This window comes from Clostridium sp. UBA5712 (genome assembly GCF_002419845.1).
In the GTDB taxonomy this organism is placed as follows: Bacteria; Bacillota; Clostridia; order Clostridiales; family Clostridiaceae; genus Clostridium_J; species Clostridium_J sulfidigenes.
Window position 1 is genome coordinate 261110 of record NZ_DIGW01000015.1, and the last position, 21273, is coordinate 282382.

A 21273-nucleotide genomic window follows, 5' to 3' on the forward strand; every position below is an offset into this window, starting at 1 on the left:
ATGGATAATAAGGATATATATGATAAATTTAATGAGATTGATTTTGATATAAGTGAGTTTGAAGAAATTCCTATGGATGAAGTTGAAAAACAGAGATTGAAGAAATCCTTGAAGGAGAAAAACGGGAAAATGCAAAAGTCTATGAAGAAGTATAAAGTGGCTGCAGTGGTTGCTATATTAGCCCTATTAATAGGCATGTCACCTTTAGGCAAGGAAGTCATTGCGCAGATAGCTGAAAAACTAATATTTACTCCTTCCCAAGGCATTATAAAACAGCAAGTAGATAAAGAGCTATATATGCTAGAAGAACCAGTAAGAATTAATATTGATGATAGTTCTGCATTAGTAAAAAGTATTACAAATGATGGTGAGAATATATATGTTGAAATGTGGTTTAACCAGGATGCAGAAGCTGAAGACATTGGGAATCAAAGAGAAATAATAAACAACTTAAAATTAAAGACTAGTGATGGAAATATGTATAATGTAGGATTAACTAGCTTTGCAAGTGGAGGATATGCAGGATTTGCTTTTCAGCAGGGTGAGGGTTTAATAACAGATTTTAAGTTGCACTATAAGGATAAAGATATAGGGGAGTTTAATTTAAAAAAGGTAGATTTTAAAAATAGTTATGATGAAATTGGTGGAAATGCCATAGATAAAGAAGTTCTTTTAGGGGCAACCAGTTATTATGAAGAAGGAGAAAGATACTTTAAAATATGGAGCAATATAGATTATCAGCAGCGTGAAGATTACACCATTAGTTTAGATGCCATTGGAAAAGTTGAAGTTAGAGATGAAGAAGGTACTTTACTATCTATAGAAAATGCTAATGATGGAACTGGGAGAGCTTTTAAAATACTAGATCCGTACAAAGGCAAATTAGATATAAAAATAAAGGATATAGATATAAATTATGTTTTAAAAGAAGGAGGTAGATTAGCTATAAAAATTCCTAAGAAGGGTGAAACTTCCGAAATAAATGAAGACCTTAAACTTAAAGGGCTTCAAGATAGTATTAAAGCTGCTTCTATCACAAATAAAGGTGGAGAGTATACTATACACTTTGACTTTAGTAATAATTATGATGAAAGCAGAACAATATTTATGGTAAGAGAAAATTTTAGAACTGGTGGTGCCATGGGTGATATGGAAAATCAGCAAGGTGAGGTATACCTAGATAATGAAGATTTAAGTATTACAGAGAGATTTTTAAGAAAAATATATATAGATGTAAATAATATTTTAGTTCATCAACAGGGTAATTGGCAGTTCATAGTGGAATAAATTATAAAAGCACTAGCTTTAATTAGTTGGTGCTTTTATAATTAAATTAGGAATATTAATAGTATAAGGATTTACAAGAATTTTACCTTAATATAACTCACTGAAAACATAAAAAATATATAATTATAATAAAAGTCAGAATATTTATGAAATTTGAAAGGTGGATTTATATGCCCGCAAGTTATACTCACTATAGTTTTGGACATACTGTCTTAGAAAAACTGCCCCATGGGATAAAAGATATTATAATACAAAATAAAGAAGCATATTATATAGGGCTTAATGGTCCAGATATACTTTTTTATTATAAGCCCTTATTTAAGAATGAAATAATTAAGTATGGACATAGATTACATGATGAAAAGGCCTATGGATTTTTAGAAAGGTCGAAAAAGTATATTAAAGAAAGTAAGGATGAGATTTGTCTCTCTTATATTTTAGGATTTGTATGTCACTTTGTCCTTGATAGTAGTTGTCATCCTTTTATTGCAGAAGCTATGAAGGAAAGTAATATATCTCATGCTGAAATAGAAGCAGAGTTAGATGGAGCATTAATGAGGAGAAATAATTTAAGTCCACAAAGGCATAGTGCAGGAGCTCATATTATTCCTAATAAGGTTATAGCAGCACATATTGCTAGCATTTATGATAATGTTAGTGGAAAAGAAATATATAAATGCCTTAAGTCTGTAAGGTTTTATAATAAACTACTATTATGTGAAAACAATTTGAAAAGAAAGATTATAAAAGGCTTATTAGGCTTAATTAAAGGTGGAGAAGGCTTTAGCCGTATGATAATTAATGTAGAACCAAATATAAAGTGTATAGAAATAAATAAAAAGCTTTTAAAGCTTTATGAAGAGGCTATAGATGAGGCAGTACATAGAGTTGAAGAGTACTATAGTGCTATAAAAAGTAATGACAACCTGAGGGAATTCTTCAATAGAAATTTTCTATAGGAGGGGTAAAATGAGTAAATTTACTAAGTTAGAAAAGCAGTGGATTCTATATGATGTAGGAAACTCAGCTTTCACCATGTTGGTGTCTACTATAATTCCTATTTACTTTAAAAATGTTGCGAGTTTATCAGGGATTTCACCAGCAGATTCAACAGCTTACTGGGGTTATGCTGTATCCTTGTCTACAATTATTGTAGCGATACTTGGACCTATACTTGGAACCGTAGCGGACACTAAAGGTTATAAAAAACCACTATTTTCATTATTCATGATGTTTGGAGTGCTAGGTTGTGCAGCTTTAGCTCTTCCAGTACCATGGATTGTATTCCTAGCTATATTTGTCATAGGAAAGGTTGGTTTTTCAGGAAGCCTTATTTTTTATGATGCCATGCTCAACGACATAACTACTGATGATAGAATGGATGAGATATCATCTCATGGATATGCTTGGGGGTATATCGGAAGTTGCATTCCTTTTACAGTAAGTTTACTTCTCGTACTTTTTGCAGATAAAATTGGACTTACAACTGCCATGGCAACGGGGACAGCCTTTATATTAACTGCTCTATGGTGGTTACTAATAACAATGCCCCTACTAAAGAACTATAAACAAAAGTATTATGTTGAAAAAGGAAATAAGCCAGTGGCAGAAAGTTTTAAGAGGCTAGGTAAGGTTCTTTTAAACATTAGAAAAAACAAGAAGATTTTTTTATTCCTCCTTGCATTTTTCTTCTATATAGATGGAGTTCATACAATTATAAGCATGTCCACATCCTATGGAAAAGATGTTGGAATTACAGATAGTAATTTACTATTAGCATTACTTTTAACTCAAGTAGTTGCCTTTCCTTGTGCTATTTTATTTGGAAGATTATCTAAAAAGTTTAAAAGTGATAAGTTAATAGCAGCTTCAATTATGGGTTATATAGCAATAACCATATTCGCATTACAGCTAGATAAAGCGTGGGAATTCTGGATTCTTGCAGTATGTGTTGCAGTATTTCAAGGGGCAATTCAAGCATTATCAAGATCTTATTTCTCAAAAATTATTCCTAAGGAGAAATCTAGTGAATACTTTGGACTATATGATATATTTGGCAAAGGGGCTGCTTTCATGGGAACTATGCTTATGAGTATAGCAACCCATATAACAGGAAGCTCTAAGGCTGGGGTAGCAGGAATTGTGGTAATGTTTATTTTTGGACTTATAATATTTAAAGCAGCAGATAAAGTAAATATATCTATAGAAAAAGAAACTACTATTAGTTTATAAATTTAAAATAGTATATAAAAACCTCTTATAGATACTTAAAGGAGTAATCTGTAAGAGGTTTTTATTATTTATTTATATTCCTTATAAACCTTTTTATAAAGGATATGCCAATTATATCTGCAATGAACCAACCTATAGGAATAGACCACCAAATTGCAGTTATACCAAAGGTAGGAGCTAGCCAATAGGAAATTCCGACACGAAGTCCTAAGGATATAATAGTAAGAAAAATAGATATATTAGTGGAACCTATACCTCTATAAAAACCATAGAACATGAAAAGATATCCAATGAGAAAGTAAAATACACTTACTATACATAGATATTGAGAGCCGTAAGCTATAATTTCAACTTCTGATGGAGATATAAATATAGTCATTAATTGTTTTGAAAATATTACTACAATTGCTGATATTATAATGCAAAATAAGGTAATAATCTTGAATGAAGATTTTACTCCTTTTTTTATTCTTAAAGCTTCACCGGCACCTTTATTTTGGGCAATATAGGTGGAAAAAGCATTACCAAAATCTTGAACAGGCATATAAGCAAAGGAATCTATTTTAACAGCTGCTGCAAAGGCTGCCATTATTGATACTCCAAAGGAGTTTACTAGGCCTTGAATTAATAAAATTCCTAAATTCATTATAGATTGTTGGATACTTGTTAGAAGGCTATAATTTGCTACTAACTTTAAAATCTTTATATCTATTTTAAGGTCGCATTTTTTAAATCTAATTTCAGGTAGTTTGATAAAACAATATATGGCTGTTAAAATTCCAGAGATGCCTTGAGCTATTATGGTAGCATAAGCTGCCCCTGCAATACCAAGATTAAACACAGTTATAAAAACAATATCAAGAACTATATTAATTATGGCTGCTATTATTAAGAATACAAGAGGTATAAAGGAATTTCCAACAGAACGAAGTAAACAGCAAAAATAATTATAGATAAAGGTAAAGCTTATACCGTAAAAGATTATAATTATATACTGTTTAGCATCATTAAATAAACTCTGTGGGGTATTCATAAAAATTAAGATATTGTCAGTAAAGAAAATAGCACATAAATTAATTATGATAGTTATTAAGCCGATAAAGATAAAGGCAGTAAAAATACTACTTTTTAATTTAGCATTATCTTTAGCTCCGAAGCATTGAGAAAATACAACGGATGCGCCCATACAAAGTCCCAGAATAATAGATGTTAAAAATACTATAATTGTAAAAGAAGATCCAACTGACGCTAAAGCAGATGCTCCTATATATTTACCAACGATTATGGAGTCGGCGATATTGTATAATTGCTGAAATATATTTCCTATAATAAGGGGAATGGCAAAGCTTATTATAGCTTTGGTTTCATTTCCTTTAGTTAAATCCTTAGTCATATAAACCTCACTTTATTAATTCAATATTTTTATTCTACATTAACATTTTTTTATATCATAATTTAGTAATACCTATACTTAAATTTAGTAAAATGCTTTCAAGATATAGGTAATTATTAAGGCATTACATGTCCATTATACAATAGAAAATAATTTAATCAATTGATTATTAGATTTATAATAATATAAAAAATAGCACTATAACACTTTAACAGCGTATATAAAGTGAAACTAAATTTAGAGGTGAGGTTATGAAATTAAAAAAGATAATTTCTTTAATGCTTATAGCTATAATAGCTACTTCTTTAATTGGATGTGAGAAATTTTATAGTAAAAATAAGGAAGAGATTTCAGCTAAAGAGGTGGATAAAGAAGTGGTTGAGGGCAATAATAAATTTGCATTCAATATATTCAAAGAAATTTCAAAGGATGAAAATAATAAGAATGTGTTTATATCTCCTTTGAGCATTTCCATGGCACTTACTATGACCTATAATGGAGCTAAAGAGAATACAAAGGCAGAGATGAATAAGGTACTAGGCTATGAAGGAATGAATGATGATAAGATAAATAATAGTTATAAAATTCTTCATAGTTATTTGGAGAATGTAGATGAAAATGTAAAGCTAAATCTAAGTAACTCTATATGGATAAGAGAAGGTCAGAATATAAATAAAGAATTTATAAACATTAATAAGGATATCTTTGGTGCAAAAGTGGATAACTTGGACTTCTCTAAATCCTCATCTATGGATAAAATTAATAATTGGATTGAAAAATCTACTAATAACATGATTAAAGATATGCTAAAAGGTCCTATTGATGGTGATGTTATTATGTATTTAATTAATGCTATATATTTCAAGGGGCAATGGCAAGAACCATTTGATACAAACAATAATACTATAGGTGAGTTTACAAATTCAAAGAGAGATAAAACAGAGATAGACTTTATGAGGAAGGTTGCGGCTGATGATAAAACCTTTTATGGAGAAAAGGATGATTTTAAAATTATAAAAATGCCTTATGATAGTGGAAAAGTATCTATGTATGCAGTACTACCAAAGGAAGGTTTAAGTATAGATAATTTTATAAATAATTTAGATATGAATAAGTGGAATTCTATAAAAAAGTCCATTGGAAAAGAGCCGGAAGCTGTTAATGTAAGCTTTCCGAAGTTTGAAATGGAATATGGAACTAAAGAATTAAAAGGATCTCTAGTGGCCCTAGGAATGAAGGATATTTTTAGTGATAGAGCTAATCTTAGTGGAATAAGGGAAAATATATATGTTAGTAGCGTTTTACATCAAGGGAAAATAGAAGTAAATGAAAAGGGAAGTGAAGCAGCTGCAGTTACTATAGTTGAAGTTAGGGAAACTGCAATGCCAATAATTAATGACCCTAAAGAGTTTATAGCTGATAGACCTTTTGTATTTATTATAGAAGATGAAGAAAGTGGAACCATACTATTCATGGGTAAACTAGAAGAAGTGAAAAAATAATAAAGGGAAAAGATAACAGGAGTTAATAAAAACTCCTGTTATTTGCCTTTAATTAGCTTATTTATAATACATGGTTAATCTTTTCTTCATCATTTACTAAAATCATAAAAAATTCTAACACCTACTTAGAACTTCTTTTTTAAAGTTTTCTATTGAAATTCTTTCAATAAAAAAACTTAATTTTTCTCCATCATGAGCATTTTCTTTATAAAAATCAAATATAGCATCTACTAAATTTAAAGTGTCCTCTTCTGATAAATCATTAGCTATAATATCTGCAATCCTAGGGTTATATCCAGCTGAACCACCTGCTGTTACCATGAGTTTACCATTAATATCTGCTATAACACCCACATCTTTACTATAAACACTTCCACAAGCATTTCTGCATCCAGCTACACCTATTTTAGTTCTACAAGGCATATCCATCCATTGATATTTTTTAGATAATTTCATACCTATACCAATTGTATTAAATTTTGATCTTTTACAATATCCTGCTGGACACATCTCTACATTTTTAACGGAATTTTGAGTTTTAACAGCGGGTTCCATATGTAGTTCATCCCATATTTGAGGTAGATCATTTTCCTCTAAATTAGTTATTAAGATTCTTTGTCCAGATGTTATTTTTATAACTCCATTATACTTCTTAGCTACCTTAGCTATTTTTTCAAGGTTTTCTGGAGTTATAAAACCTCCAGGAATATGAGGTGTTATACCATATTTTCTTTTACCATCCCTTATTTTTTGAAGATTCCCGTAATGTGCCAAAACATATTGCCTCCTATATTTTTTAAATATATTATACCTCATTTAATAAGAACTAATCTACTTGACCTTGCTGAATTCAAAAGAGTTATGATAATGAAGGTACTTAAATTTGTAAAGGAATGAATGTCATCATGTAACTACTATGCCATATTTTTATTTAATACTTAAAAGAGAACTAAATTTATTTCCTATTGTAGGTTTTTGTCTGTACACACAAAGTAGTTCAGTGATAATTGTTAATTATTTGAAACAAATACAGGTTATTATTTCATTTTTAGGAAAGTGGTACGAGTATATAGTTATAAATTTATTTATACCAATGGGGTTTATGGGGGAATTATTATGAATTTAACTTTTTTTGTGTCATTGCTATCAGTAGAACTAAGGACCAAATATTATGAAGAAATTATTAGGAATGGACAAGTAACAGAAGAACTTTGGAAGGAAATATCCTACTATCTAGAAAAAACATACAAAGAACTCTTAAGTGTTGAAGAACAGATAATAGAATTACTAAGGAATCTTGAAGATGTTGAAAAATCTAGATTAATGATGACAATACAAGAAAATGACATATATTTATTTAACAAAATATCTATGAAACTATTTAGTTTTGAGGATATTATTAGTATAGATAGGGAAAGAGTGAAAACAGTTCTGTGTAAATTAGATATGGATACTCTATGTAAAGCTATATTAGGAGCTTCACCAAGAGTTATTTATTATATTCAAAATATATTTCCAGATATTGATTTTGTAGAGGCGAGAAGAAAACTAGGAAGTGTTCAATTGGATGAAATACTTCAGGCTCAAGATAAGATAATAATGGAAATAAATAATAAGTAATAAAAGTTTAAGTTATGGGATTATACACCATTTTATTACTTGAAGTTATAGAAGAATATTGACTTATATGGTATTATGTAGTCCTAGAGTGAAATAGTTCAAAAAATTCATGTTGAACGTATTTAACTAGTACTATTGAGAGAAGTTGGAGGATAATTTAAATGTACGAAATGAAGGAAGAATTTAAAACAGGAATAGAGATTATTGATAATGAACATAAAATGCTTTTTGAAATAGCTGATAAAATTTATGAGTTATTAAATAATGAGTTCATTATTGATAAATATGATAGAATAGTAAATTTAATTGAAGAATTAAAAGGGTATGCTGCTCTTCACTTTAGAGATGAAGAAGCCTATATGGAGAGTGTAAATTATAAAAAAATGTTTACTCAAAAAATAGATCATGATAACTTTATAAAAAAATTAGAGGAAATAGATTTAAATAAAATTGATGAAAATCAACATAAATATATTCTTGATTTATTAGAATTCGTAAATCAGTGGTTAGTAAGTCACATTCTTGAAAAAGACAAGCTGATTGCGCAAGGGTAAGTTTTTGTGAACTATATAAAAATATAAAAATAAATGGTAGTCCTATGGGCTACCATTTAATATATTAGTTAACTCTTTGTTTAAGACAAGTTTTTAAGTCCTCTTCTGGTGTACTTATAGGAGTTAATTGGAAAGTGTCCACTAAGTATTGAAGTACATTTGGACTTATAAATGCAGGAAGAGAAGGTCCTAGGAATATATTCTTAACTCCTAAGGACAATAAAGCTAGTAAATCAGCTACAGCCTTTTGCTCATACCAAGATAGTACAATAGATAATGGTAATCCATTCACATCAGTTTCAAAGGCATCCGCTAAAGCAGTAGCAATTCTTACTGCAGAATAAGCATCATTACATTGACCTACATCAAGAAGTCTTGGTAATCCAGCTACTTCACCAAATTCAAGTTTGTTAAATCTATATTTTCCACAAGCTAAAGTAAGGATAATACAATCCTCAGGAACCATTTTTGCAAAATCTGTATAGTAGTTTCTTCCAGGTCTTGCACCGTCACAACCACCTATTAAGAAGAAGTGGCGCACTTCACCCTTTTTAACTGCATCAACAATTTTACCAGCATTACTTAAGGTAGCCTTATGACCAAAGCCTACAAGAATTTCTTTTCTGTCTTCAGAAGCAGTAAATCCACCTAATTCTAAAGCTTTATTTATGATTTCAGAGAAGTCCTTTGTTCCATCTTCTTTAAGAGTGACATGTCTAACTCCATCCCATCCAACTACGTTAGTTGTAAATATTCTATCCTTATAGGTTTCTCTAGGTCTCATAAGACAGTTAGTAGTCATGAGTATACAGCCAGGAATGTTATCAAATTCTGTTTGTTGGTTTTGCCATGCACTACCATAGTTTCCTACTAGATGAGGGTATTTTTTAAGTTCAGGATAACCATGAGCAGGAAGCATTTCACCATGGGTATATATATTTATTCCCATACCTTCAGTTTGTTTTAATAGCATCTCTAAATCTTTTAAATCGTGACCAGATACAATTATAAAAGGTCCTTTTTCTACTTTTACATTAACTAGATGAGGAGTTGGATTTTTATAACTTTCAGTATTAGCTTCATCAAGTTTTTTCATGACAGCTACACTCATATCACCAGTTCTCATAGTCATTCTAATTAACTCTTCAACAGATAAGTTATCATTAGTTGTACATTCTAATCCTAGAAAATAGAAGTTATCAACTTGGTCATCATAGTAACCTAAAAATCTAGCTTGGTGTCCATAGGCACTTACTCCCTTTAGACCATAAACAATAGTTTGTCTTAAAGAACGTATATCAGCATCTAAATCTCCATCATACATAATTCCAGCTTTAACGGCATCCTTAAGCATTTCTTCTTTAGTTTTGCTTAAATTATAGGTTGCTTGATCAGGATACGCCTTATCGGTAGATGCCTTACTTCTTAGGTTTTCTTTAATTTTTTGTGATTCTTTAAGCATATTCAAATGGCTTGCTGCATCAAAGTTAACATTAGTTAAAGTTGTAAATAGAGCATTTTCTACAAAACTAACAACTGATTTATCTATAACTTGCTCATTATCAAGTAAATCTTTAGCATAACAACTAATTCCTTTTAACTGATAAATTAATAAGTCTTGTAAATTTGATATTTCAGGGGTTTTACCGCAAACACCTAACTTAGTACATCCCTTTCCCCCTACAGTTTGTTCACATTGATAACAAAACATTGCATTATCCATTTAATAATCCTCCTTATTGTATTAAGTTTTTTATAGTATTTGTTTATAAAATAATATTATTCTTTTATAAATAAATACATACTAATTAAACTCTTATTTAATTAAGTAAAATAATAAAAATCTGATATAATAGAAGTGAACTAACTAGGAATACTACAATCATTGAAATTTATTGAGGTGATTTTATGAATAAAGAAAAACGAAAGAAAATTTTAGAAATATTAGAAGAGACCTATAGAGGAGCTGCCTGCGGGTTAGATTTTAGAACACCCTTTGAACTTTTAGTATCAACTATACTTTCTGCTCAATGTACAGATGAGCGAGTTAACATAGTTACAAAGGAATTATATAAGGAGTATAATACTCCACAGGCTATACTAACTTTAAGTGAAGAAGAATTAGGTAAAAAGATTCATAGTTGTGGATTCTATAAAAATAAAAGTAAAAATATATTAGGGGCATGTAAATCCATTGTAGAAAAACATAATGGTAAAGTTCCAAGAACTATGGAAGAACTTATAGCCCTTCCAGGAGTAGGTAGGAAAACGGCTAATGTGGTTTTATCTAATGCTTTTGGAGTGCCTGCTATAGCTGTAGATACCCATGTGTTTAGAATTTCTAATAGAACAGGTTTTGCACCTGGAGATAATGTAGAAATTGTTGAAGAAAAACTTATGAAGTACATACCAAAGAACATGTGGAGTGATGCACATCATTATATTATTTGGCATGGAAGAAAAATATGTGCTGCTAGAAAGCCAAAGTGTCATGAATGTCCTATAGCACCTTATTGTGATTACTTAAATAAGGCATCTTCAAAAAAATAGATTATTTTAATTAGGAGGATTTAATTATGTCATATGGTGAACAATCTTTAAAAATGCACAAGGAGAAGAAGGGAAAACTAGAGGTTATAAGTAAAATTCCTGTTAATACAAGAGAAGACTTATCTATAGCGTATACTCCCGGAGTTGCAGAGCCTTGCATTGAAATATCTAAGGATAGAGATAAGGTTTATGATTATACAATAAAATCTAATACTGTAGCTATAGTATCAAATGGAACAGCAGTATTAGGACTTGGAAATATAGGAGCAGAAGCTTCAATTCCAGTAATGGAAGGAAAGGCATTATTATTTAAGGAATTTGCTGGAGTAGATGCTTTCCCAATATGTATTGACAGTGAAGACCCAGAAGAAGTAATAAAAACTGTAAAATTAATATGTCCTGTATTCGGAGGAATAAACCTTGAAGATATAAAGGCTCCTGAATGTTTTTATATAGAAGAAACTTTAAAAAGAGAGTTAAATATTCCTGTATTCCACGATGACCAACATGGAACTGCAGTAGTTGTATTATCAGGTTTATATAATGCATTAAAGTTAACTAAGAAGAATATTAAAGATGTTAAAATAATAATAAATGGCGCTGGTTCTGCTGGAATTGCTATCTGTAAATTGCTTTTAAAGGCGGGAGCAGAAAATATTATCATGTGTGATAGGAAGGGTGCTATTTATGATGGTGGTAACTGTTTATTTGAGTCTCATGAGCAAATAGCAAAGGTTACTAATAAAAATAAAGAATCAGGTTCATTAAAAGAAGTTTTAGTAGGAGCTGATGTGTTTATAGGAGTATCTGGACCTAATATGATAAATTCAGAAGATGTAAAAACTATGAATTCGGATGCAATCATCTTTGCTATGGCTAACCCAACTCCAGAAATAATGCCAGATGAAGCTAAATTAGGGGGAGCTAGAGTAATAGCAACAGGCCGTTCAGATTTTGCTAATCAAATTAATAATGTTCTAGTATTCCCTGGTATATTTAAGGGAGCTCTTACAGTTAGAGCAACAGAAATAAACCATGAAATGAAGTTAGCTGCAGCAAGAGCTTTAGCAAACCTAATTCCAGAAGAAGAATTAAATGAAGAAAACATAATCCCAAATGCCTTAGACAAGAGAGTGTCAGGCAAAGTAGCAGAGGAAGTTATGAGAATAGCAAGAGAAATGGGAGTAGCAAGTCTGTAGAGACTAAAAGTATGGAGCATGTACCTATATTAAAGTACATGCTCCATACTTTATAAAAATTAGATTTATATTTTATCACTGTAATTTTCAACAGAGCCATAGATTTGAATAAATAACTTTTAAAAGCCTACTTCTATACTAATGATATTGCAAGGTTGTGAGGAGGCAATTTCTATAGAAGAAAGGCTATCCTTTTCACAACTTTCTATGATTAAGGTGTGATTTTTAGGTAGAGATATATTGTTCCCATCTATTGTAAGGGTTAGGTCTGAATTAGGTGAGAAAAATATATAATTATGATAAGAGTATCTGTTTTTCCTTTTGTTTAAATTCAGCTTTAGTAAAGAACCTTCACTTAAAGTTAGTGCATTCATTACCCCATCACATCCAGGTCCTATCATTAAATTAAAGTCTGTAACAGTTCCAAAGCTTTCTGTGTTTACATCTCCAGAAAATCCATGAACTTCAAAAGGTTCTAAGTGAATTAGAGGACCTTTATTGTGACAAAGATCCATGGAACCCTCCAAAGTTGTTATATATCTATAAACTTTTGGAAGATTAGTGAAGGTGGAGTGTTCTAACTCTACAGTGGCAGAACTAATTCTCCATTTAAAGTTTAAATCTTTGTAATTAGAGTCTTTAGGATAAATATATATTTCATTAGTAGTTCCCCCACTCCAATTAGAAGTTTTTATTTTATCCTTTGTTATTATTTCTGTTTTATAACCCATAATATCACCCCATTAATAATTAACATATATAATATTAATACAAAAAACTCATCCATATATGAATAAATATAGGAATGAGTTTTAAAATGTATCACAAAATTAGAGTATTATATCTAAAAGGTCTTTTTCTATTAAATCATTGTATTTTCCGGATCTATATTCTGCAACAAGAACTTTTCTCTCATCATTAGAGATTACAGGAAGTTTTCTAAATAACTCCTTAGGCATTTCTACATAGGCACCCTTAGGATCCATTTCTTCAGTAAAAGTGATTACTGCAGGAATACTTTTGCAGCCTACTGCTTCTTCAAGAAAACCTTCGTAGCCTGTTCTAGGAAATAAATGAACCTTTAAGTTTTGGTTTTCTTCTGAAAGTTTTTGTACGAAAGGAATAGTTACGATACAATCAGGGCAAAAACCTTCTGTAAATATTGCAGCATGAACAACCTTGTCTAGTTTTTTTATTTCTTCCTTAGTATCACTAGAAAGTTCAGTGTCTGCATAGGTTTTATCTTGGATATTTCCATATTTGGCATGTTGTTTTTCTACATACTCCTCAAAGCTTAAGGCTTTATTAAAATCTAACATATTATCTTACCCTCCAATTACTTATAACTAAATTTTGTCTTTTATAAATTAGAATGTATTGTATTAAATTAAAATTATTCAATATAATACATTATGTTAGCATCGAATAGATATAACTTGTTCATGATTATTATAACAAATAAAATTGATAAATAGTAGATATATACAATTTATTAACTTGTAAAAAAAATTAGAGTTTTATATACTAGGGTTATGAGACAAAATAAATATGATAAACAATATGAAATATTTATAAAATTTAAAAAAGGCGGCGATATTATGTCAAAAGTTATAGAAAGATTTTTAGGATATGCTAAGTATGATACACAATCAAGTGATTCTACGGGAACAACTCCAAGTACTGCTAGCCAAAGAGTTTTAGGTGAAGTTTTATTTGAAGAATTAAAAAGAATCGGAATGAGTGATGTTACTATTGATGAAAACAATTACGTAATGGCTACATTGCCTGCTAATACAGATAAAAAAATACCAACTATTGGGTTCATATCTCATATGGATACTGCTCCAGATTATTCAGGTAAAGATGTTAAGCCTCAAATGGTAAATTATGAAGGTGGAGATATTAAATTAAATGCAAATACAGTTTTATCTCCAGTAGATTTTCCTGAATTAAACGACTATATAGGTAAAACTCTTATCACAACAGATGGAACTACATTATTAGGAGCAGACGACAAAGCTGGTATATCAGAAATTGTTACTGCTATGGAATATTTAATTGCAAATCCAGATATAAAACATGGTACAATTAAAGTTGGATTTACTCCAGATGAAGAAATTGGAGAAGGTGCAGATCACTTTGATGTAGAAAAATTTGCTGCAGACTTTGCTTACACTGTAGATGGGGGAGCTGTTGGAGAAATCGAATATGAGAACTTCAATGCTGCTGGTGTTGAAATAGTTATTAACGGAAGAAATGTTCATCCAGGAAGTGCTAAAAATAAAATGGTAAATGCTCAGCAAATAGCTATGGAGTTAAATGGATTATTACCTGTTAATGCAAGACCAGAATACACAGAAGGATATGAAGGCTTCTTCATGCTTTGTGATATGGTAGGAACTGTAGAAAAGACTACTATGTCTTATATCATAAGAGATTTCTTTAGAAATACCTTTGAAGAAAAGAAAACTTTAATTAAAGAAATAGTAGAACTTCTTAATAAAAAATATGGTGCAGGCACTATAGAAATTTCAGTAAAAGATCAATACTACAACATGAAAGAAAAAGTAGAACCTGTAATTCATGTAGTAGACACAGCTGTTGAAGCAATGAAAGCTCTTGCTATCGAGCCAATTATAGTTCCTATAAGAGGAGGTACTGATGGAGCAAGATTATCCTTCATGGGACTTCCAACACCAAACATATTTACAGGTGGACATAACTTCCACGGAAAATTTGAGTTCATTCCTGTAGACTCTATGGAAAAGGCAGTAGAAACTATAGTTAAGATAATAACTCTTTATGCAGAAAAATAAAAAATTCTAACATTTATAATACTCATACATAAAAATTAACTCCTTAATACACACTATAGTAAAGTGATTGAGGAGGGCGATATAATATGAGTAATGATAAATCAAGACCAATATATCCACCAGATACACATAACTATTTTGGTGATTTTAGAAGCATAACCCCTATGTCTGATTCAGTTTGGGAAAATGTAAGAGAAGCTGAGATAGAAGCTGCAAAGACAAAAAGTCGAAGAAGTTACAATATGGAGACTAGTGAAGAAATTGCTTTTGATGATTTAAATGAAGATATAAAAAGCGAAAGTGAAATTGACTTTGACTCCATTATAGATGAAGTAGACATGAGTGATCATGGTAATGATTACGGAGATTATGCTAAGAAAAGATTATATTAATATTTCTTAGAGGAAGAATTTATTCTTCCTCTAAGTTAATTTAGGGTTCACATAGGAAACTACTGAAGCTATAAGGCTTTAGTAGTTTTTTAGAATATTATATTTACATATAGGTATTTTTAAATTTTAATCCTTTAAGGACAATTAAGAATTCATTCATATTTTAGTCACTTAACTGACACATAAGTGTTGATAATAATATATATAGATAAGAATAGTAAACAACTTAACTTTTAATAAGGGGGAAGATTTAATATGGATAAAGATATAAACAATAATGAATTAAATAATAATGAAATTAATAACAATAATAACTTAAATGAAAACACCGGTATTAATAAAGATAATAATGACAATAATACTAGTGACAATATAAACTACACTGTGATTCAAGATGTAGAATATACAACAAATGATGACTTAAAATTGAATGAAGTTAATGCTTCATCATGGCAAGAAGAAGAAGAAAAAAAGAAAAAAGATAAAAAGAATAAAGGTAAAGGTTCAGCTAAATCATATATAGCTATAGCTCTAATATGTTCTATATTAGGAGGAGCAATTGGTACAGGTGTTACTTATGGAGCTATGAGAGGCACTATACAATCAGCAATTAAGGAAGCTAAATCAAAAACAAATAACGGTGGAACAACAACAAATATTAATCCTATAAGCAGTATGAATATACCAGAAGTAGTAGCAAAGGTTTCCCCAGCTGTAGTTGGTGTATCAACCACTTCAGTTTCAACTAATGTATTTGGATTTGATATGGGTGAACAAGAAGGCATTGGCTCAGGATTTATTTTTTCAGATGATGGTTATGTACTTACAAACTATCATGTAGTTAAAAATGCTAGTCAAGTTAAAGTTATCTTTAGCACAGGTAAAGAAGTAAGTGCTAAGGTTGTAAACTATCAGGAAGATGCAGATTTAGCAGTTGTTAAGATTACTGATGATGTTGAAATGCCAGGTAAAGTAGAACTAGGAGATTCTGATAGTCTTCAAGCAGGAGAACAAGTTATAGCCATAGGAAATCCACTTGGAAAAGAATATCTAGGCTCTGTAACAACAGGAATTATAAGTGCTGTTAATAGAGGAGTAGCTTTAACTGAAGGTGGAGAGAAAATGAACCTTATCCAAACAGATACTGCTATAAATCCAGGGAATAGTGGAGGACCATTAATAAATTCTCAAGGTGAAGTTATAGGTATAAATACAGCTAAGATAGGCTCTACTGGAGTAGAGGGAATAGGTTTTGCAATTCCAATAAATGATGCCACTGAAAAATTAGATGCCTTAGTAAAACAAAAAATAAAGTTTGGTATAGCAGTTAGAAATATAACTGAAGATTTATCAAAACAATATAATTTACCTGTAGGTATATATATTCAAAGTATTGAAGATTTTAGTATAGCACAAAAGGGAGGACTACAACCTGGAGATGTAATTACTAAAATAGGTAAGAAAACTGTTAAGACCGTTGAAGAATTAAATAAGGAAAAAGAAGCCTACAGTGATGGAGATAGTATTCCTATAGAATTCGTAAGAAAGGGTCAAACAATGCAAGCTACTTTAGTAGTAGAATAATAAAGTTAATACTTATAATTATCCCCTAATTATAATATTATAAATTTCAAATAGGTGTGAAGCTTGAGTTATCAATGTTTCATGCCTATTGTTTTTAGGTAAAAATATAATATTGTTAATGTATAAAATATTGTATGTTAAAACAATAAACATACATATGTTACTTTTAGTCATATTTATAGATAATTATGTATTTCATGTAATTAAATTGTTGACTGTTATATATACTTGTGCTAATATCCTCTTATAAAATAGTAGATTAATTAATTATAAGTTTTACGGAAATTCTGAAGTATATACTAATTTGGGCACTTTGTATATATGGAGTTAGTAGTGCAACCGACCTTTATAAGCAATCTTATATTTATATAAGATTGCATGGGGTCGGTTTTAGTTATATAAGTTTAAAACTTGGATATAGAAAATATTAGTATAAAAACCTAAAAGTGTATAGACAAATACTAAACAAAGAGTTATACTTAGGTGGTAAAATATATTAAATAATAACAAATATTAAGTTGATTGGCTCTATTTGCAAACCATTTAATGCAATTTATTAATAGTTTTAAGGAAACACTGAAGTATATACTAATTTGGGCACTTTGTATATACGGAGTTAGTAGTGCAACCGACCTTTATAACCAATCTTATATTTATATAAGATTGGTATGGGGTCGTTTTTTTTATTACAAAAAATTATTAAGGAGGAAGATTAAAAAAGAAATTTAAATCCATACCCAAACTAAAGAAGAAACTATCTGTTTTTATATTTAAGCATAGATTGATTTAATTTTGTTCCATAAAATATTAAATACAATTTACTAATAGTTTTAAGGAAACATTGAAGTATATACTAATTTGGGCACTTTGTATATATGGAGTAAGTAGTGCAACCGACCTTTATAACAAATCTTATATTTATATAAGATTGGTATAGGGTCGGTCTTTTTTTATTGAAAAAAATTATTAAGGAGGAGAATTATGAAAAAGAAGAAATTTATGTCTGCACCTAAGATAAAGAAGAGATTATCTATTTTTATGGCTTTAGTTATTGTAGTTTGTCAAGTTTTAAATATTGTTCCTACAATGCAAGCTAGTGCTATGGATATTACAGGAGATTTCCCATTTATTACTGAAGTAAGATTAACAGGTAATGATGGGAATCCTATAAATGAGTCATCAAATCCCATAAGTAAAAATGAAGAGGTAAAACTAACCTATAAGTTTACTATACCAAATCAGGGGACAGTAAAAAATGGTGATACTTATACTTTGAAAATACCTAAGGAAATCCAAATAATAAGTATACTAAATTTCCCTATTACTCTTGATAATGGTGATACAATTGCAAATGTTAAAATAGAAACTGATGGTAATGTTACCATTACGTTTAATGAATTTGCAGAGAATAATTCCAATGTTTCAGGATTCTTTTTTATTGATACTCAATTTGATCCTGACCAAATAGGAGGAACTAGTCCAGTACCTATTACATTTGAAATTGGAGGAAATTCTTCTTCTGTTATAATTAACGTAAACTTTGAACAACCGGAAGTTCCTGATGCTTCTGCTATAAAGTACGGAAGTTATGATCCTTCTAAAAATGAGATTACTTGGAAAGTAATTGTGAATACAGAAGGAGTCACGGTTAATGATGCTGATATTGTGGACAACATTTCAGTGGGACAACAATTTATACCTGGTTCTGTTACTATAAATGGAGTTAGTGCAGATACAGCAAATTATAACTATGATTATAACAATAATAGATTAACTTATAAATTCCCAAGTGTAATAGAAGCAGAGCAAGTAATTACCTTTAAAACTAAGGTAGTAAATCCAGAAGTTTTTAAATCTGAGGGAGCTACAGTATATGAGAAGAATAAAGCAATCTTTAATCATGATGGAACTTTTATAGAATCTAATGAGGCATCAGTAGCTATTTATACAGACTTTATTAGAAAAGATGGAAAGTACGATGTAGAGGCAAAGAGAATTAATTGGACTATTTATATAAATAAGAATGCTCAAAATATTCCCAATGCTGTAGTTACTGATGATATACCAGAAGGGTTAACTTTTGTAGATGGTACTGTTAAGATGGATGGAAACCAAACTGAGGATAATTACTCTTTAGTTGGACAAAAATTTACCTATACTTTCCCAAGTGCTATTAATGAGCCACATATAATCCAATTTTCAACAGATATAACTGATGGAGATGCTTTTAATTCCAATACAGGGAAAACCTATAACAATAAAGCAACTTTAACTGGTGATGGAGTACCAAGCGATGCTTCAGATGAAAAGGGTGTTGGAGTACCTACTAGCATTATTTCTAAACAAGGCGCAGGATATAATCCAGCTACAGGAGAAATTACTTGGAAGGTTACTATAAATAGTAATAAGATAGCAATAAAAAATCCAGTGGTTACTGATGAAATAAGATTAGGAAAAGAGTATGTAGAGGGTTCTGCTACTATAGATAAAGAGGTTCCAGGAGGAAGCTTTAACTATGTGAAAGCAGCAGAGAGTGATGCTAATAAAACTGGAACATTAACTTATACCTTTAATGGTAATATTAACGAAACTTATACAATAACCTTTAGAACAAAAGTAACAGATCCCAAGGTTTATGCAGGAAATATGGAAGGATATAGTTACAATAATCAAAATTATTACAATGAAGCTAGATTAACAGGGGACAATATTAAAGAATCTAATGCTTCTAATTGGCAGTATTTAAAAAGTGAAGTTATAAATAAGTCTAGTAGTGATTATGACTATGTAACAAGAGAAATTACCTGGAAGATTGTAGTTAATAAAAATAAAATGATTCTTCCTAATGCTTATATAATAGATAATATTAAGGGTGGGCAGGAGTTTGTCCCTAATTCTGTTTTGATTAATGGAATTCTTGCAGAGCCATCAAATTATGTTTATGATGAAACTGCCAAAACCTTAAGATATAATTTCCCTAGTGAAATCAAAGATGAGCAAATAATAACTTTTAAGACTAAAATTACAGATACCTCTATATTTAACACTAATGGAGAAAAGCAGGTTGAGAATACTGCAAAGCTAATAACTGATTTAGTGCCTGGAGGTGTAGAAAGTACAGGAAAAGGTACTATAAAAAGTACTTTAATAGATAAAAAAGCTATCTATGAAAGAGGTAATTCTTATATTGATTGGAATGTAACCATTAACTCTAACAAAATATTAATTAAGGATGCAGCTTTAACAGATATCCTTCAAGAGGGACTTGAACTTGATACCACATCTATAAAACTGTATAAGCAGATTTTAAAACCTGATGGAAACCTTGAAAAAGGGGAAGAGGTTGTTTTAAATCAAAGCAATGTAAAATATAATGCTGAAACAAGAGAGTTTACCTTTATATTACCTTCTCCAACTGAAGAAGCATATATTTTAACCTTTAGAACTGATGTAGTGGACAAAAGTAAGTCACCATTTACTAACGCTATATCCTTTAAAGGTACAGGAATAGAGGGAACTTCTTCTTCAGGAAATGTTGATGTTATATTCCAAGGTGCTGGCGGTGGTGGAGTTGGCGAAACTGGTAGCATTAAGGTTGTAAAAGTAGATAAAAATAACGAAAACATTAAACTGGAAGGAGCTGTATTTGAACTTCTTGATAAGTATGAAAATGTTATAAAAACTTCAGAACCAACAGACTTAACTGGAGAGATTGTATTTAGTAAATTGAAGTTTGATATAGACTATTACGTTAGAGAAAAGGTTGCTCCAACAGGATATACATTAAGTAGTGAATTGTATAAATTTCAACTTAAAAATACTAAAGATGAAAAGAATATAACATATAATTATAAAGATGAAAAGATTAAAGGTGAAATTGAATTCTTTAAAACTGGTGAAAATAATATCCCTCTTGAGGGAGCTGAGTTTACTCTCTATATGATTTCAGACACTTCCTATTCAAATCCTATAGCAATAGCTATAAGTGACGAAAATGGAAAAGTAAATTTCAAAAATGTGGAGTATGGAGAGTATGCAATAAAAGAAACAAAAGCTCCAGAAGGATATATACCTTCAGGGAAAATACTAACTGCTATTATCACTGAAAATGGAAAGATAGTAAAAGCAAACCCTGAAAGTATAT

General features: G+C 30.1%; 17 protein-coding genes and 3 riboswitches. Of the genes, 12 read left to right on the plus strand and 5 right to left on the minus strand.

From position 1 onward, the window contains the following. The 3 genes from B3B03_RS13950 to B3B03_RS13960 all read left to right on the plus strand — a co-directional run bounded on the left by B3B03_RS13950 (position 1) and on the right by B3B03_RS13960 (position 3519). The gene (locus B3B03_RS13950) at positions 1–1287 is read left to right on the plus strand and encodes a hypothetical protein (RefSeq protein WP_346877622.1); all 1287 of its coding nucleotides are present in this window, start codon (positions 1–3) and stop codon (positions 1285–1287) included. Between the two features lie 170 nt (positions 1288–1457). Then, positions 1458–2246 carry a zinc dependent phospholipase C family protein gene (locus B3B03_RS13955; RefSeq protein WP_346877623.1) on the plus strand — a complete coding sequence of 263 codons (789 nt, stop codon included), beginning with the start codon at positions 1458–1460 and terminating at the stop codon, positions 2244–2246. Positions 2247–2256: 10 nt separating this feature from the next. Continuing rightward, positions 2257–3519 carry an MFS transporter gene (locus B3B03_RS13960; RefSeq protein WP_346877624.1) on the plus strand — a complete coding sequence of 421 codons (1263 nt, stop codon included), beginning with the start codon at positions 2257–2259 and terminating at the stop codon, positions 3517–3519. 64 nt (positions 3520–3583) lie between these two features. On the opposite strand, the gene B3B03_RS13965 is transcribed toward B3B03_RS13960, so the two are convergent. Next, positions 3584–4912, minus strand: coding sequence for an MATE family efflux transporter (locus B3B03_RS13965; protein WP_346877625.1), 1329 nt, complete (start codon positions 4910–4912; stop codon positions 3584–3586). Between the two features lie 251 nt (positions 4913–5163). On the opposite strand from B3B03_RS13965, the gene B3B03_RS13970 reads away from it, so the two are divergent. Continuing rightward, positions 5164–6414 carry a serpin family protein gene (locus B3B03_RS13970; protein ID WP_346877626.1) on the plus strand — a complete coding sequence of 417 codons (1251 nt, stop codon included), beginning with the start codon at positions 5164–5166 and terminating at the stop codon, positions 6412–6414. Positions 6415–6528: 114 nt separating this feature from the next. Here B3B03_RS13970 and B3B03_RS13975 read toward each other — a convergent pair whose 3' ends face one another. Continuing rightward, the gene (locus tag B3B03_RS13975) at positions 6529–7188 is read right to left on the minus strand and encodes an NAD(P)/FAD-dependent oxidoreductase (RefSeq protein WP_414632293.1); all 660 of its coding nucleotides are present in this window, start codon (positions 7186–7188) and stop codon (positions 6529–6531) included. Between the two features lie 342 nt (positions 7189–7530). Here B3B03_RS13975 and B3B03_RS13980 point away from each other — a divergent pair, with 342 nt between their 5' ends. Together B3B03_RS13980 and B3B03_RS13985 are read left to right on the plus strand one after the other, a co-directional pair. After that, positions 7531–8034, plus strand: coding sequence for a FliG C-terminal domain-containing protein (locus B3B03_RS13980; RefSeq protein ID WP_346877627.1), 504 nt, complete (start codon positions 7531–7533; stop codon positions 8032–8034). 161 nt (positions 8035–8195) lie between these two features. Next, entirely contained in the window at positions 8196–8588 is a 393-nt protein-coding gene (locus B3B03_RS13985) for a hemerythrin family protein (protein ID WP_346877628.1), read from the plus strand. A 64-nt stretch (positions 8589–8652) separates the two neighbouring features. Here B3B03_RS13985 and hcp read toward each other — a convergent pair whose 3' ends face one another. Next, a complete protein-coding gene (hcp, locus tag B3B03_RS13990; protein WP_346877629.1) occupies positions 8653–10311 on the minus strand; it encodes a hydroxylamine reductase in 1659 nt (552 codons plus the stop codon). 185 nt (positions 10312–10496) lie between these two features. Between hcp and nth the strand changes: the two genes are divergently transcribed. Beyond that, complete coding sequence (gene nth, locus B3B03_RS13995; protein ID WP_346877630.1) at positions 10497–11138, plus strand: endonuclease III; 642 nt, start codon at positions 10497–10499, stop codon at positions 11136–11138. Positions 11139–11164: 26 nt separating this feature from the next. Beyond that, on the plus strand, positions 11165–12337 hold the full coding sequence (locus B3B03_RS14000) for an NAD(P)-dependent malic enzyme (protein ID WP_346877631.1): 1173 nt from the start codon (positions 11165–11167) through the stop codon (positions 12335–12337). Between the two features lie 119 nt (positions 12338–12456). Here B3B03_RS14000 and B3B03_RS14005 read toward each other — a convergent pair whose 3' ends face one another. Further along, entirely contained in the window at positions 12457–13068 is a 612-nt protein-coding gene (locus B3B03_RS14005) for a HutD family protein (RefSeq protein ID WP_346847084.1), read from the minus strand. Positions 13069–13167: 99 nt separating this feature from the next. Further along, positions 13168–13656, minus strand: a complete 489-nt coding sequence (locus B3B03_RS14010) for a thioredoxin family protein (RefSeq protein ID WP_346877632.1) — start codon at positions 13654–13656, stop codon at positions 13168–13170. A gap of 279 nt (positions 13657–13935) precedes the next feature. Between B3B03_RS14010 and pepT the strand changes: the two genes are divergently transcribed. From pepT to B3B03_RS14030, 4 genes are all read left to right on the plus strand, one after another. Next, positions 13936–15153, plus strand: coding sequence for a peptidase T (pepT, locus tag B3B03_RS14015; protein ID WP_346847086.1), 1218 nt, complete (start codon positions 13936–13938; stop codon positions 15151–15153). A gap of 86 nt (positions 15154–15239) precedes the next feature. Then, positions 15240–15545, plus strand: a complete 306-nt coding sequence (locus B3B03_RS14020) for a hypothetical protein (protein ID WP_346847087.1) — start codon at positions 15240–15242, stop codon at positions 15543–15545. Between the two features lie 255 nt (positions 15546–15800). Further along, positions 15801–17129, plus strand: a complete 1329-nt coding sequence (locus tag B3B03_RS14025) for a S1C family serine protease (protein ID WP_346877633.1) — start codon at positions 15801–15803, stop codon at positions 17127–17129. Between the two features lie 271 nt (positions 17130–17400). Then, a riboswitch (cyclic di-GMP riboswitch) is annotated at positions 17401–17483 on the plus strand. A gap of 207 nt (positions 17484–17690) precedes the next feature. Then, positions 17691–17772, plus strand: a riboswitch (cyclic di-GMP riboswitch). Between the two features lie 182 nt (positions 17773–17954). Beyond that, positions 17955–18037: riboswitch (cyclic di-GMP riboswitch) on the plus strand. 73 nt (positions 18038–18110) lie between these two features. Beyond that, positions 18111–21273, plus strand: a 3163-nt coding sequence (locus B3B03_RS14030) for a collagen binding domain-containing protein (protein WP_346877634.1), incomplete at its 3' end; no start/stop codon positions are given.